11 protein-coding genes are annotated in these 13,329 nt (G+C 63.3%); 8 read left to right on the plus strand and 3 right to left on the minus strand.

The window, feature by feature from the left end; genetic code table 11:
* Window positions 1-31 precede the first annotated feature (31 nt).
* On the minus strand, window positions 32-619 hold the full coding sequence (locus tag BHMPCIPO_RS14730; protein ID WP_173517442.1) for a thymidine kinase: 588 nt from the start codon (window positions 617-619) through the stop codon (window positions 32-34).
* A 244-nt stretch (window positions 620-863) separates the two neighbouring features.
* Here BHMPCIPO_RS14730 and BHMPCIPO_RS14735 point away from each other — a divergent pair, with 244 nt between their 5' ends.
* From BHMPCIPO_RS14735 to BHMPCIPO_RS14760, 6 genes are all read left to right on the plus strand, one after another.
* Window positions 864-1,820 carry a choline ABC transporter substrate-binding protein gene (locus BHMPCIPO_RS14735; RefSeq protein ID WP_173517443.1) on the plus strand — a complete coding sequence of 319 codons (957 nt, stop codon included), beginning with the start codon at window positions 864-866 and terminating at the stop codon, window positions 1,818-1,820.
* Between the two features lie 82 nt (window positions 1,821-1,902).
* Entirely contained in the window at window positions 1,903-2,748 is an 846-nt protein-coding gene (gene choW, locus BHMPCIPO_RS14740; RefSeq protein ID WP_173517444.1) for a choline ABC transporter permease subunit, read from the plus strand.
* Window positions 2,745-3,794, plus strand: a complete 1,050-nt coding sequence (gene choV / locus BHMPCIPO_RS14745) for a choline ABC transporter ATP-binding protein (protein WP_173517445.1) — start codon at window positions 2,745-2,747, stop codon at window positions 3,792-3,794. The genes choW and choV overlap by 4 nt, the downstream gene beginning before the upstream one ends.
* A 179-nt stretch (window positions 3,795-3,973) precedes the next feature.
* Window positions 3,974-4,717, plus strand: coding sequence for a HugZ family pyridoxamine 5'-phosphate oxidase (locus BHMPCIPO_RS14750; RefSeq protein WP_173517446.1), 744 nt, complete (start codon window positions 3,974-3,976; stop codon window positions 4,715-4,717).
* A gap of 119 nt (window positions 4,718-4,836) precedes the next feature.
* The gene (locus tag BHMPCIPO_RS14755) at window positions 4,837-5,181 is read left to right on the plus strand and encodes an ArsR/SmtB family transcription factor (RefSeq protein ID WP_173517447.1); all 345 of its coding nucleotides are present in this window, start codon (window positions 4,837-4,839) and stop codon (window positions 5,179-5,181) included.
* 188 nt (window positions 5,182-5,369) lie between these two features.
* Window positions 5,370-6,404, plus strand: a complete 1,035-nt coding sequence (locus BHMPCIPO_RS14760; RefSeq protein WP_173517448.1) for a Gfo/Idh/MocA family protein — start codon at window positions 5,370-5,372, stop codon at window positions 6,402-6,404.
* Window positions 6,405-6,486: 82 nt separating this feature from the next.
* On the opposite strand, the gene BHMPCIPO_RS14765 is transcribed toward BHMPCIPO_RS14760, so the two are convergent.
* Both BHMPCIPO_RS14765 and BHMPCIPO_RS14770 read right to left on the minus strand, forming a co-directional pair.
* Entirely contained in the window at window positions 6,487-7,575 is a 1,089-nt protein-coding gene (locus BHMPCIPO_RS14765) for a Gfo/Idh/MocA family protein (protein ID WP_210266579.1), read from the minus strand.
* A 60-nt stretch (window positions 7,576-7,635) separates the two neighbouring features.
* Window positions 7,636-9,888, minus strand: a complete 2,253-nt coding sequence (locus BHMPCIPO_RS14770; RefSeq protein WP_312033033.1) for a glycoside hydrolase family 9 protein — start codon at window positions 9,886-9,888, stop codon at window positions 7,636-7,638.
* A 271-nt stretch (window positions 9,889-10,159) separates the two neighbouring features.
* Here BHMPCIPO_RS14770 and aptA point away from each other — a divergent pair, with 271 nt between their 5' ends.
* Window positions 10,160-11,485 (plus strand): omega-aminotransferase AptA, encoded by a 1,326-nt coding sequence (aptA, locus tag BHMPCIPO_RS14775; RefSeq protein WP_173517451.1) that lies wholly within the window; start codon window positions 10,160-10,162, stop codon window positions 11,483-11,485.
* Window positions 11,486-11,625: 140 nt separating this feature from the next.
* A complete protein-coding gene (gene ade / locus BHMPCIPO_RS14780) occupies window positions 11,626-13,323 on the plus strand; it encodes an adenine deaminase (protein ID WP_173517452.1) in 1,698 nt (565 codons plus the stop codon).
* Window positions 13,324-13,329: the final 6 nt, after the last annotated feature.

Below are 13,329 nucleotides of genomic sequence, written 5' to 3' on the forward strand. Positions count from 1 at the left end.
TTATAGGACGCGGCGTCGTAGGCCGCCGCACTCATTCGCAACGCATCAGGTCGTCCCAGTGACGCCGGCAATAGGAGACATATTTTTCGTTGCCGCCGACGTCGACCTGGGCGCCCTCGCGGACGACCTTGCCTTGGCCATCGAGGCGCACGACCATGGTCGCCTTCCGGCCGCAATGGCAGATGGTGCGCACTTCACGCAGCTCGTCGGCGATCGCCAGCAGCGCCATCGAGCCCGGAAACAGCTTGCCCTGAAAATCCGTGCGCAGGCCGTAGGCCATGACGGGAATGCCGATCCGGTCAGCGACGCGCGCGAGCTGCCAGACCTGCCCCTCGTTGAGGAATTGCGCCTCGTCGACGAACACGCAGGCGATCTCGCCGGCGCCATCGGAATGGAGCGTTTCTATCAGCGTATAGAGGTCATCGTCGCCATGGAACGGAATGGCGTCGGAGGCAAGGCCGATGCGCGACGAGATGCGGCCCACCCCTGCCCGGTCGTCATGCGCGGCGATCAGCATAACCACGCGCATGCCGCGCTCCTGGTAGTTGTAGGAGGCCTGCAAAAGCATCGTGCTCTTGCCGGCGTTCATCGTCGCATAGCTGAAATAGAGTTTGGCCATCTTCACCGTGTCCGGTTTCCGTCTCCCGGGTAATGACGAGGCTTGTCCGGGAAGGCCAGAGCGTCTTTGCGGCACCCACAGTTTTTCGCCGGACTCGATCATTTCGTGGACATTGCGACATTCAGCGTCGCATCGTGCACCCCGTCAGCATATTGACGCAATACACTTCCTTCGACATCAAGGCGCTTGAATTCGCTATCCAATGGTGTTTGGCTAAAACAATAATAGAGGCAGGGGAACGACAATGAAAAAAGGACTCTCTCTCAAACTGATGCTGGCGTGCGCCGTTTCGGTCGTCGCGCTTACCGCTGGGCAGGCTGCAGCTGCCGAGCCGGAAAGCTGTGCAACCGTCCGTTTCTCCGATGTCGGATGGACGGACATCACTGCAACCACCGCGACGGTGTCGACGGTTCTCAAGGGCCTCGGCTATGAGACCGACATCAAGGTTCTCTCGGTTCCGGTCACCTACACCTCGCTCAAGAACAAGGACATCGACGTCTTCCTCGGCAACTGGATGCCGACCCAGGAAAACGACATACGCCCCTATCTTGACGACAAGTCGGTCGAATCCTTCGGCCCGAACCTGGTCGGCGCCAAGTACACGCTGGCGACCAACGCCAAGGGTGCCGAGCTCGGCATCAAGGACTTCAAGGATATCGCCAGCAAGAAGGACGCGCTTGATGGCAAGATCTACGGCATCGAGCCCGGCAATGACGGCAACCGCCTGATCATCGACATGGTCGACAAGGATACCTTCGGCCTGAAGGGCTTCGAGGTGGTCGAATCCTCCGAACAGGGCATGCTCGCCCAGGTCGCCCGTGCCGAAAAGGACGGCTCGCCGATCGTCTTCCTCGGATGGGAACCGCATCCGATGAACGCCAACTTCAAGCTGACCTACCTCTCGGGCGGCGACGACATCTTCGGGGCCAACTACGGCGGCGCGGAAGTCTTCACCAACGTGCGTGCCGGCTACACGACCGAATGCCCGAACGTCGGCAAGCTGCTCACCAACCTGAAGTTCTCGCTCCAGATGGAAAACGAGATCATGGGCAAGATCCTGAACGACGGGCAGGAGCCGGACAAGGCTGCGGAAGAATGGCTGAAGGCCAATCCGACCGCGATCGATCCGTGGCTTGCCGGTGTGACCGCCAAGGACGGCGGCGATGGGCTCGCCGCGGTCAAGGCCGCGCTCGGCCTCTGATCGGCATCAAGGCGGGGAAAGACCCCGCCTTTTTTCACCGCGTCATGCGCACATTTTGACCTGACGAAACGGATCTACCTTCGTGGAATATCTGACCGATAACCGCATCCCCATCGGCGGCTGGGCCAAGGCGTTCGTCGACTGGCTGACGACCAATTTCGAACTCTTCTTCGACCAACTCGCCCGCTTCCTCTCCGGCGTCGTTGCCGTGCTGCTCTGGGTGCTGCAGACCCCGCACCCGCTGATCATCGTCGCCGTCATCACGGCGGCTGCCTGGTGGTTCCGCCGCTCGCTCGGCGTCACGCTGTTCACCGGCCTTGGCCTGCTGCTGATCATCAACCAGGGCTATTGGAAGGAAACGACGGAAACCCTGGCGCTGGTGCTCGCCGCCAGCTTCGTCAGCATGGCCGTCGGCGTGCCGCTCGGCATCGCCGCCGCCCGCCGGGCCTGGGTCTATGCCGTCATGCGGCCCATCCTCGACCTGATGCAGACGATCCCGACCTTCGTCTACCTGATCCCGGCGCTGATTCTCTTCGGCCTCGGCATGGTCCCGGGCCTCATCGCCACCGTGATCTTCGCGATCCCCGCGCCGATCCGCCTGACCCGCCTCGGCATCATCTCGACACCGCCGTCGCTCGTCGAGGCAGCCCAGGCCTTCGGCGCGACGCCCGGCCAGGTGCTGCGCAAGGTGGAGTTGCCTTTCGCCATGCCACAGATCATGGCCGGCCTTACCCAGACGATCATGCTGTCGCTGTCGATGGTGGTTATCGCCGCACTCGTCGGCGCCAATGGTCTCGGCGTTCCGGTTCTGCGCGCGCTGAACTCCGTCAACGTCGCCAAGGGCTTTGAAGCCGGCCTCTGCATCGTCATCCTGGCGATCATTCTCGACCGCCTTTTCCGCTCGTCCGACGAAGGAGAAGGCGCATGACCAACGCCGTCGTTTTCAAGAATGTCGATATCATCTTCGGCAACAACCCGCAGACAGCGCTGCAGATGGTCGATCAGGGCAAGACCCGCGACGAGATCGGCGCCGAAACCGGGCTCGTGCTGGGTGTCGCCGGCGCATCACTCGAAATCACCGAGGGCGAAATCCTCGTGCTGATGGGACTTTCGGGGTCCGGCAAGTCGACGCTTCTGCGCGCCGTCAACGGCCTCGCCCCTGTGGTGCGCGGCGACGTCGAGGTGAAGACCTCGAACGGACCGCTCAATCCCTACCGGACCAATGCGAAATCGTTGCGCGACTTCCGCATGCACACGGTCTCGATGGTGTTCCAGCAGTTTGCATTGCTGCCGTGGCGCACCGTTGCCGACAATGTGGGCTTCGGCCTCGAGCTTGCCGGCATGCCGGACGCCGAGCGCAAGGCGCGTGTCGGTGAACAGCTCGAACTCGTCAACCTGACGAAATGGGCGGGGCGCAAGGTCAACGAGCTTTCGGGCGGCATGCAACAGCGCGTCGGACTTGCCCGCGCCTTTGCCACCGGCGCGCCGATCCTTCTGATGGACGAGCCGTTCTCGGCACTCGACCCCTTGATCCGCACCCGTCTGCAGGACGAACTGCTCGAGTTCCAGCGGCGGCTGAAGAAGACGATCATCTTCGTCAGCCACGATCTCGACGAGGCCTTCCGCATCGGCAACCGCATTGCGATCATGGAAGGCGGGCGCATCATCCAGTGCGGCACGCCGCAGGATATCGTCAAGAATCCGGCCAACCAGTATGTCGCGGATTTCGTTCAGCACATGAACCCGATCACCATGCTGACCGCCAAGGACGTGATGCAGACCGGCGTACAGCGCGGCGCAACGGTTGCCGGCGTTACCGCCACCGCCAAGCCGACGACCCCACTCGTCGATATTCTCGACGCCATGTCCCGCCAGCCGGGCAGCATCGGCGTCGTCGACAACGGTTCGGTGGTCGGCACCATCGATGCCCAGGATATCGTTCAGGGATTGACGCGCCACCGCAGCAAAAGTTGACGAAACCGCTCAGCAAGCCAATAAAGGCCCGGGGCTCCGCTCCGGGCTTTTTGTTCCTGCATGTTTCCCTAAGTCGTAACCGACCGAAGCAACATGCAGTCCTTCAAAGTGCCGCTGCGACCTCTGCGCGTCTGATACGACGCGCGACGCCGTGATAGCATGACAGGGAGGTTGAAGACATGAGCGACAAGCCGAACGTACTGCGCGACACCGATGACGAGGCCCGCACCCTCGCCCGCACCCTTCTGCGGGGCGCCCGCAGCGGTTCGCTCGCCGCGATCGAACCGGAAAGCGGCGGCTTTCCCTTCGTCAGCCGCGTTCTCGTCGGCACGGATGTCGACGGCGTGCCGGTGATCCTGATCTCCAGGCTCTCGACCCACACCCAGGCACTGCTTGCCGACAACCGCGCCTCGTTGCTGACGGGCGAGCCCGGCAAAGGCGATCCACTGGCACATCCGCGTCTCACCGTGCAGTGCGCCGCCGAACAGGTCGGCCGCGACAGCGAAACCCACGCCCGCATCCGTGAGCGATTCGTTCGCCGTCACCCGAAGTCGAAGCTCTACGTGGATTTTCCCGACTTCGGCTTCTTCCGGCTGAAACCATTGCGCGCCAGCCTCAACGGCGGTTTCGGTCGCGCCTATGTCCTGACGGCGGAAGATCTGCTGATCGACACGCCCGCCATAGCCTCGCTCGCCGCCAAGGAAGCAAGCGCGATCGAGCATATGAATGCGGATCATTCGGACGCCGTGCAGCACTATGCCGTCAAACTCTGCAACGCTCCGCAAGGCAACTGGAAGATCGTTGGGATCGACGCTGCCGGCATCGATCTCGCCGATGGCGATCGGCTGAAGCGCCTTGAATTTTCCGTGCCAATCGAAGACAGTTCCAATTTACGGGCAATTTTGCGTGAACTTTACGGTTAATCGCAAAAGACCTACCCCCATTTCTTGCAGTGGGTGGTTGCCCTTTTATGCGTCACGACTAATTATCGTGCTTCGTCAACCATAACTACGTGTGATGTAATTTTCGCATGGAGCACGCAATGCAGCCACTTTCGCCTGAAAAACACGATGAAGCCGAGGTAGCAGCCGGTTTCCTCTCGGCCATGGCAAACCCTAAGCGCCTTCTCATTCTCGATTCCCTCGTCAAGGAAGAGATGGCGGTCGGCGCATTGGCCAACAAGGTTGGGCTGAGCCAGTCGGCTCTCTCCCAGCATCTCTCGAAGCTCCGTGCCCAGAATCTCGTCAGCACCCGCCGCGATGCGCAGACCATCTATTATTCGAGCTCATCCGACGCAGTGATGCGGATTCTAGGCACGCTCAACGAAATCTACGGCGACGAACCCAACGCCACCGCAGAAAAGACTATGGTCCGCAAGTCGGCCTGATATTCGGTTCGCTCTGCGGACCCGTTCGAACAGCCCCACACGAGAAATCGCGCGGGGCTTATTCTTTTCCAAGGAATCGCAACGAGCCCGTGACGGGCGGCTTGCCTCACCTCCGCCGTTTACCGGGCCTTGAGACTTCCACGGCACCATGCGCCCGACAGATCAGCCTGAAAAGCGGACATTAGGGTATGCGTGACAGGGTCCGTTGGGGCATTGCCGGTACCGGCACAATCGCGAACAGCTTCGCAGCGGATTTGCGGTTCGCGGGTAATGCCACGCTTGCCGCCGTTTCCTCCCGCAGTGCCGAGAGGGCGCATGCTTTCGCCACGCATTATGGCGGCATCCGCAGCTATCACGATATCCAGGCCCTGGCGGAAGCACCGGACATCGATGCCATCTACATCGCCTCACCCAATGCGGTGCACCGCGAGCATGCCGCCTTGGCCCTTGCTGCCGGCAAGGCCGTGCTGGTCGAGAAGCCGCTGACCACATGCGTCGCTGATGCGCGCGTCCTCGCGGAAGCTGCCGCTGCCAGCGGCGCCTTCGCGATGGAAGCGCTGTGGACCTGCTTCCTGCCGGCGATCGCCGAGCTTCGCATGCTCCTTCGCGAAGAGAGGCTTGGCACCATCAGGCGCGTCCGGGCGGAACTCGCCTATGAAAAGCCGTTCGATGCCGGCAGCCGCTTCTTCGATCCGACGCTGGGCGGTGGTTCGCTGCTCGATCTCGGCATCTATCCGATCGCGCTCTGCCTGAACCTCTTCGGCCACCCGAAGTCGATTGTCGGTACCTGGAGAAGCGCGCCGACCGGCGTTGATGTCTCGGCAGACGTTCGTCTGGATTACACCGCTTTCGATGCCGAACTCCGCTGCGGATTTGATCGAAGCGGCGACAATCGCTTCGTCATCAAAGGCGACCGCGGCACACTTGCCATTGACGCGCCGTTCCTGAAGGCAAACCGCCTGTTCGTCGGCACCACCGCCCCGGCGCGCAGGCTGCTGGCATCGACAGGGCAAACCCTTTTCAAGGTCGCTCGGCGGATCCCGCTACCCGGTCTCGAACGCTTCGACCATGCATTTCCCGGCAACGGCCTGCAATTCGAGATCGAGGCCGCCAGCGCGGCCATTCTGCAGGGTCGGCGTGAGCATCCGCTGATGCCGCTTTCGCACAGCATCAAAGCTCTGGAAATCATCGAGACGATCCGCGCCAAGGCACCCCTGGCCTGAACCTTCTGCCCGACACGCCGGCGACCGCCCTTCGGAAAAGTTTCGGAGCGTCCTTTGTGCGTTCACCGGAACGCACGGCGCCCTAGAGATCGAGCGGACGATAGTCCCTCCAGCCGCTGTTGAGCGCGAGCACGACCTCGGTCAGATGCCGCGCCGTCGCGCCGGAGAAAAACGGTGTTTCGCCGCACTTGATCGCGTCGGCCTGGACTGCGATCCCCCGCACGAAATCGATCTGCGACGGAAAGGCCGGAAGGGCGGGCCCGGACGACGCCTTGGCGTAGCGCACCTTCGTTCCGGGATAGAGCCGGACAGGCAATTTGCGCCCCATTTTCCATTCCAGCCAGTCGAGCCCGCGATGCACAAGCGAGCGCCTGGCGCCGAAGGCCTCCACATGAACGGGCGAACGATTGTCCCAGAGGTCGCGAACGACGATAGTTCCCTTGTCGCCGATGATCGTCAACGACCGGTCGCGTGGCGCCGCCAGGCCGCAGGTGACGCGCGCCGTCACGCCGGAGTGGAAGGTGAGACACCCCACCGAGAAATCAGGACCGAGCGCCAGCGTCTCGGTTCCGGGGCCCTTGTCCGGAAAGGTCAGAGCGGAAACGGCGCTGACCTCGGCGACCGGTCCGAAGAGCGAGACGAGCCAGCTTGCGGCATAGCCTGCATGCTCGAGCGTGCAGCCAACCTCGAATTCGTGCACGCCCGGCCAACGGGCGCCTGAGCGGCTGCGCCAGGCGCGCCAGTTCGCCTTGAAGACCGGGCCATCCTCCATCTCGGCATAGACCAGCCGCGGCTTGCCTATGGTCCCGGCTGCAAGCAGGTCCGCACAGAGCGCCTGCGCATCGCTGAGGCCATTGGCAGGCGCGCCGGCAAGCACGAGTGCACGCTCGCGGGCAAGCTCCACCAGTTCGCTCGCCTCCTCGACCGTCATTGCCAGCGGCTTCTCGCAATAGACATGCTTGCCGGCGGAGAGAGCGGCGTAGTTGATGCTGTAATGGCTTTCCGGCGTCGTCAGATTGACGATGATCGAGACGGCGGGATCGGCGAGCGCCGCATTCAGCGAAGCATAGGCCGAAACTTTCCAGTAGCGCACAAAGGCATCGAGACGCTCCGCATCGCGATCCCAGACGCCGACGAGCCGGAGCTGCGGATGATTGGCAAGCGTCGTCATGTAATAGTCGGCGACGAAGCCGGTTCCGACGAAGGCTATTCCGGTCACGCTTTCACTCTCCTAGCGCGCATCGGCGAGGAACGACGCGACATAGACGAGCGGCGCATTCCAGTTGATGGCGATTTCATTGGATCCATAGGCTTCGATATCATCGGCATAGCAGGTCTGCGGCGCGCAGCCCTTCAAGCGCTGCCGTGCGACGTCATCGACAAGGGTGGAGTTGGGGCCGCCGGCGAGAGAGCCAGCCGGCGGGTTCGGCAGCTGCGGGTCGCGCTGGTGCGCGTACCAGCGACTGTGCTGGTTCTTGGCCGCGCGCGTGCCGTAGCCGGTGATATAGGCTAGGGCCAACGCATTGCGGCCGAGAATGTAATCCATGCCCTCGCGCGCACCGTCGAGAAAGGCCTTCTCGCCGGAGAGATCGAAAGCGGCCGCGAGCACGATGATGTTCTGCAGCATCAGCTGGTTCGATCCCCAGCCGTAACGCCGGTCCTCGGGTCGGTAGACGACACCGAAAGGCTCTGTCTGTTGCAGCGACAGGAAGTGGCGCGCTGCCGAAAGCACCGAGTTCCTGATCGCGTCACGGTCGCCGTCCGGCAACCGGGTGCCATAAAGGGCCAGTTGCAGCCGTGCAAAGCCTGCGACGTTGCGCCAGTCGAAGGCGCCGCCGGGAGAAAGCGTATCGGCCGCCCAAAGCGGCGACGCCCGCAGCACGTCGAGATAGGCGTCGTCACCGGTCGTCAGATAGAGCTCGGCCGCCGCCCAGAAGAACTCGTCAGAAATGCTGTCGTCGTCGTAGTCGCCGCCGCCGGCAAGTCCGTCCGATCTTGGCGCGAAGAGTGTCGGATTGGCATTGGCCGCCACCCAGGCCTTGCGTGCGGCCGCAAGCAACCGCGCCGAGAACGTCGGATCCGGACCGGCGAAAAGCCGGGCGCCCTGAGCCGCGACGGCTGCGACGTCGAGCGTTGCGGCAGTCGACGGACGGTGAAGCGCCCGCGGCTGCGGGTCGTCGCCGGGCAGCATCGGCACCGCGGTCCAGGCGATGTCATGGACCTTGTGGTGCACCATTCCCGCGAGCGGCTGGCCATCCGGCACCATCATGCGCAACAGGAACTCGAGCTCCCACCGCGCCTCGTCGAGAATGTCGGGCATGCCGTTGCCGTTTTCGGGAATGCGCGAGAGACCGTCGTGGGTCACCGGGGACCCCGTGGCATAGACGCGGCCGCGCTCGTAGGCGGCAAGCAGTTGCGCCGCCGACAAAGCGCCGGTCACGGCGTATTTGCCGTGGTCGCCGGCGTCGTACCAGCCGCCGGAAACGTCCAGCCGATAGGAACAGGACCAGCCGCCGTAGAGCGCTTCGGCTCGCTTGCCATTGAGGCATGCGACCGCCTTGTCGCCCTGGTTCGGCGCCACGCCTATATGGCCGGCAGAGCGGGCGTAGGCCTTGCCGGCAATCGCCGCCTTGATCTCGACGCCGCTTCGCTGCGGATAGAACCAGGACAGGGCATCGACGCGCAGGCGGTGATAGAGATCATCGCCGATCGAAAAACGATCGCTCGCCCAGTCGCCGGCCACCAGACGATAGCCGTCTCCAGCCGTTGCGAAGAATGAGAAATCCGCGACCTGGGTTTCGACGCCCGCCATCGGATCGAATCCGCTTGGTTGTGTCCGGCCCTTGCCGACGACGTCGCCCTTGGCATCGAGCAACTGGAAATCCATCGGCCGCTTCGTATTGGCAACGACGGTCGCGCGCTTCGGTCCGCTGATGAAGTAGCCGAACTGGTTGACGCGAATGGCAGGTCCCTTGGTCGCTCGCCTTGCCATCGGCAGGACGGCGCCGGTCACGACCAACGATACGTCGTCAAGACAGAGGCGGCCGGCCACTCCACCCCCGAGCGGCATCACAAACTGCGCCTCTTCCGGTACTCTTGCCTCAAAGTCGACCGGGAACGAGGTGCCACCGGGTGACCCCGGCATCGTAAATTCGGCAACGGCAGTCCAGGGATCTGCAGCTCGCTGAACTCTTGCCAGGATCGCGCGCGCCGGCTGGGCGATAACTTTAGCCGAGAGGCGATAGACATGTCCCGGCACCAGCTTCAATCCATTGACGCCGATGATCTGGCTCCAGACCTCTCCTCCGCCCCGGGTCTCGACACAGAGCTGCCCGCTCTCTCGCTCGAGCGTCAATCCGTCGCTCGCCCAGAACGCGTCCTGCCCCTTTTCGAAGCGACCGTCGGCGATCAGTTCGGCAGCAGCAGCCGGGGCAGGCAGGAAGAGCGCGGCAATTGCCGCGTGTACTATCCCGAACCGAGACACGTCCAAGCTCCCAAGTGGCTCAGCCGGGCCGCAGGCGCGAAGACCCATTCACAGGCGGCCATGGACCCGGCAAGGCATGGCAACGCAGCGTTGACGCAAACAAGTTAAGCTAGAGAAAATATCCAGCCCCGAGACAAAAATTCGCCACCCCGAAGGCTCTCTGTGGGGGGCTTCCAAGGCTTGACGCCTCCCGGGGCGCTGATAGTTTGACCAAAGGGTAAAAAATGCGGGCGGCGAGCGCCTGACGAAAAACGGACCGAGGAGAACTGGAATGTCGAACCGTCTCAACACCCCGAACGATCTGCGCGCCTTCTGGATGCCGTTCACCGCGAACCGGCAGTTCAAGAAGGAACCGCGCCTGTTCGTCGGCGCCAAGGATATGTACTACACGACCCATGACGGTCGTACGGTTCTGGACGGGACGGCGGGTCTGTGGTGCGTAAACGCCGGCCATTGTCGCCCGAAGATTACCGAGGCGATTCGCGAACAGGCGGGCGAGCTCGATTATGCGCCGGCCTTCCAGCTCGGCCATCCCAAGGCCTTCGAGCTTGCGAACCGCCTGGTCGACATCGCGCCTGAAGGCATGAACCACGTCCTCTACACCAATTCCGGCTCGGAATCGGTCGATACGGCGCTGAAGGTGGCGCTCGCCTATCACCGCGCCAAGGGCGACGGCTCGCGCTTCCGGCTGATCGGCCGCGAGCGCGGCTATCACGGCGTCAACTTCGGTGGCGTCTCGGTCGGCGGCATCGTCTCCAACCGCAAGATGTTCGGTACGCTGCTGACCGGCGTCGACCACATGCCGCACACCCATCTGCCGGCGCAGAATTCCTTTACCCGCGGCGAGCCGGAACATGGCGGCGACATCGCCACCGAGCTCGAGCGCATCGTGACCCTGCATGACGCCTCCACCATCGCCGCCGTGATCGTCGAGCCGGTGGCCGGCTCCACCGGCGTGCTGATCCCACCGAAGGGCTACCTGCAGAAGCTCCGCGACATCTGCACCAAGCACGGCATCCTGTTGATCTTCGATGAAGTCATCACCGGTTTCGGCCGCCTCGGCACGCCTTTTGCCGCACAGTATTTCGACGTGAAGCCCGACATCATCACCACTGCCAAGGGCCTGACCAACGGCGTCATCCCGATGGGCGCGGTCTTCGTCACCTCCGAGATCCATGATGCCTTCATGAACGGTCCGGAGCACATGATCGAGTTCTTCCACGGTTACACCTATTCCGGTAACCCGATCGCCTCGGCCGCCGCCCTCGGCACGCTCGATACCTACAAGGAAGAAGGCTTGCTGACGCGCGCTGCCGAGCTCGCCCCCTACTGGGAAGACGGGCTGCACTCGCTGAGAGATTGCCCAAATGTCATCGACATCCGCAATCTCGGCCTGATCGGTGCGATCGAGCTCCAGCCGATCGCGGGCGAGCCGACCAAGCGCGCCTTCTCCGCCTTCCTGAAGGCCTATGAGAGCGGCCTGCTGATCCGCACCACCGGCGATATCATCGCGCTGTCGCCGCCGCTGATCATCAGCAAGACCCAGATCGACGAGCTGTTCGGCAAGCTGCGCGCCGTTCTCAACAACAACATCTGATCCGGCCTCGCGCCGACCATCAATGACCCTTTCCCCGGCGACGGGGAGAGGGTTACTCTTATCTGCCACGCGGAGCCGAAGCACGGTCGCTACGGAAGCCAGACCGGTGGCTCGATGCACACAAGAACTGGAGTTGCCCCATGTCCGAAGCGCTGGAACGCTATATCGATCAGGGCGTCGGACGCGAACCGGCCGATATCGTTTTGAAGGGCGGGCGCTTCTTCGATCTCGTGACCGGCGAGCTGGTCGCCTCCGACATTGCGATCTCCGGCGACCGCATCGTCGGCACCTTCGGGAGCTACGAGGGGCGCGAGGAGATCGACATCACCGGCCGCATCGTCGTACCCGGCTTCATCGACACGCATCTGCACATCGAATCCTCGCTCGTCACGCCGCACGAGTTCGACCGCTGCGTCCTGCCGCTCGGCATCACCACCGTCGTCTGCGATCCGCACGAAATTGCCAACGTGCTCGGCACCGAGGGCATTCAGTTCTTCCTGGATTCGGCCCAGGAAACGATCATGGATATCCGTGTCCAGCTCTCCTCCTGCGTGCCGGCAACGCACCTGGAAACGTCGGGCGCCGACCTGCCGATCGAAAGGCTCCTGCCCTTCCGCCATCATCCCAAGGTCATCGGCCTCGCCGAGTTCATGAACTTCCCCGGCGTCGTCCACAAGGATCCCGTCTGTCTCGCCAAGCTTGACGCCTTCCAGAACGGCCATATCGATGGCCACGCGCCGTTGCTCTCCGGCAAGGATCTGAACGGCTATCTCGCCGCCGGCATCCGCACCGACCACGAATGCACCAGTGCCGAAGAAGCCATGGAGAAGATCCGCAAGGGCATGCACATCCTCGTGCGCGAGGGTTCGGTCTCGAAGGACCTCAATGCGCTGATGCCGATCATCACCGAACGCCTGTCACCGCATCTGGCACTCTGCACCGACGATCGCAATCCGCTCGATATCGCCGAGCAGGGCCATCTCGACCACATGATCCGCACGGCCATCGCCGCCGGCGTCGAGCCGCTGGCGATCTATCGCGCCGCCTCGATCTCGGCCGCCCGCGCCTTCGGGCTCTCCGACCGCGGCCTTGTCGCCCCCGGCTGGCGCGCGGATCTCGTGGTCGTCGACAGCCTGGAAAACTGCAAAGCCGAGATGGTGTTCTCAGGCGGAAGGCGCGTCACGGACGCGCTCTTTGCCACTCGCAATCCGGTTGCGCCCGTTGGGCTCGACAGCGTCAAGGCCGGCCAGGTTCATGCCAGCGCCTTCGGCATCCCCGTGACCGATGGCGACAGTTCGGTCATCGGCGTGCTCCCCGGCAAGATCATCACCGAACACCGCCGCTACCGCCTGCCGGCCGTCGGCAACCAGACCGGCATCGACCTCGGTCGCGACATCATCAAGGTGGCCGTCATCGAACGCCACGGCGTCAACGGCAATCACGCCAACGGCTTCGTCCAGGGTTTCGGGCTGAAGAAGGGCGCAATCGCCTCGACCGTCGGCCATGACAGCCACAATATCTGCGTCGTCGGCGTCAACGACGAGGACATGGCGATCGCCGCCAACCGGCTCGGCGAAATCAAGGGCGGTTTCGTCGTCGTCGAAGACGGCAAGGTGACCGGCGAGATCGCGCTGCCGGTCGCGGGCCTGATGAGCCTGGAGCCCTACGAGTCCGTGCGCGATACCCTGCACCACCTGAGACACGCCGCCTTCGCGCTCGGAGCCACGCTGGAAGAGCCCTTCCTGCAGCTCGCCTTCCTGCCGCTGCCGGTCATCCCGCACCTGAAGATCTCCGACCGCGGGCTGGTCGACGTCGACAAGTTCATGCTGATCGGCTGAGGCCCG

The sequence above is a fragment of the Ensifer sesbaniae genome (assembly GCF_013283665.1).
Classification (GTDB): Bacteria; Pseudomonadota; Alphaproteobacteria; order Rhizobiales; family Rhizobiaceae; genus Ensifer; species Ensifer sesbaniae.

Bases quoted from the DNA above. Each gene is read 5' to 3' on its own strand.
- BHMPCIPO_RS14730 (WP_173517442.1), bottom strand. From the start codon at position 619: ATGGCCAAACTCTATTTCAGCTATGCGACGATGAACGCCGGCAAGAGC.
- BHMPCIPO_RS14755 (WP_173517447.1), top strand. From the start codon at position 4,837: ATGCAGCCACTTTCGCCTGAAAAACACGATGAAGCCGAGGTAGCAGCC.
- choV (WP_173517445.1), top strand. From the start codon at position 2,745: ATGACCAACGCCGTCGTTTTCAAGAATGTCGATATCATCTTCGGCAAC.
- BHMPCIPO_RS14750 (WP_173517446.1), top strand. From the start codon at position 3,974: ATGAGCGACAAGCCGAACGTACTGCGCGACACCGATGACGAGGCCCGC.
- aptA (WP_173517451.1), top strand. From the start codon at position 10,160: ATGTCGAACCGTCTCAACACCCCGAACGATCTGCGCGCCTTCTGGATG.
- BHMPCIPO_RS14760 (WP_173517448.1), top strand. From the start codon at position 5,370: ATGCGTGACAGGGTCCGTTGGGGCATTGCCGGTACCGGCACAATCGCG.
- ade (WP_173517452.1), top strand. From the start codon at position 11,626: ATGTCCGAAGCGCTGGAACGCTATATCGATCAGGGCGTCGGACGCGAA.
- BHMPCIPO_RS14735 (WP_173517443.1), top strand. From the start codon at position 864: ATGAAAAAAGGACTCTCTCTCAAACTGATGCTGGCGTGCGCCGTTTCG.
- BHMPCIPO_RS14765 (WP_210266579.1), bottom strand. From the start codon at position 7,575: ATGACGACGCTTGCCAATCATCCGCAGCTCCGGCTCGTCGGCGTCTGG.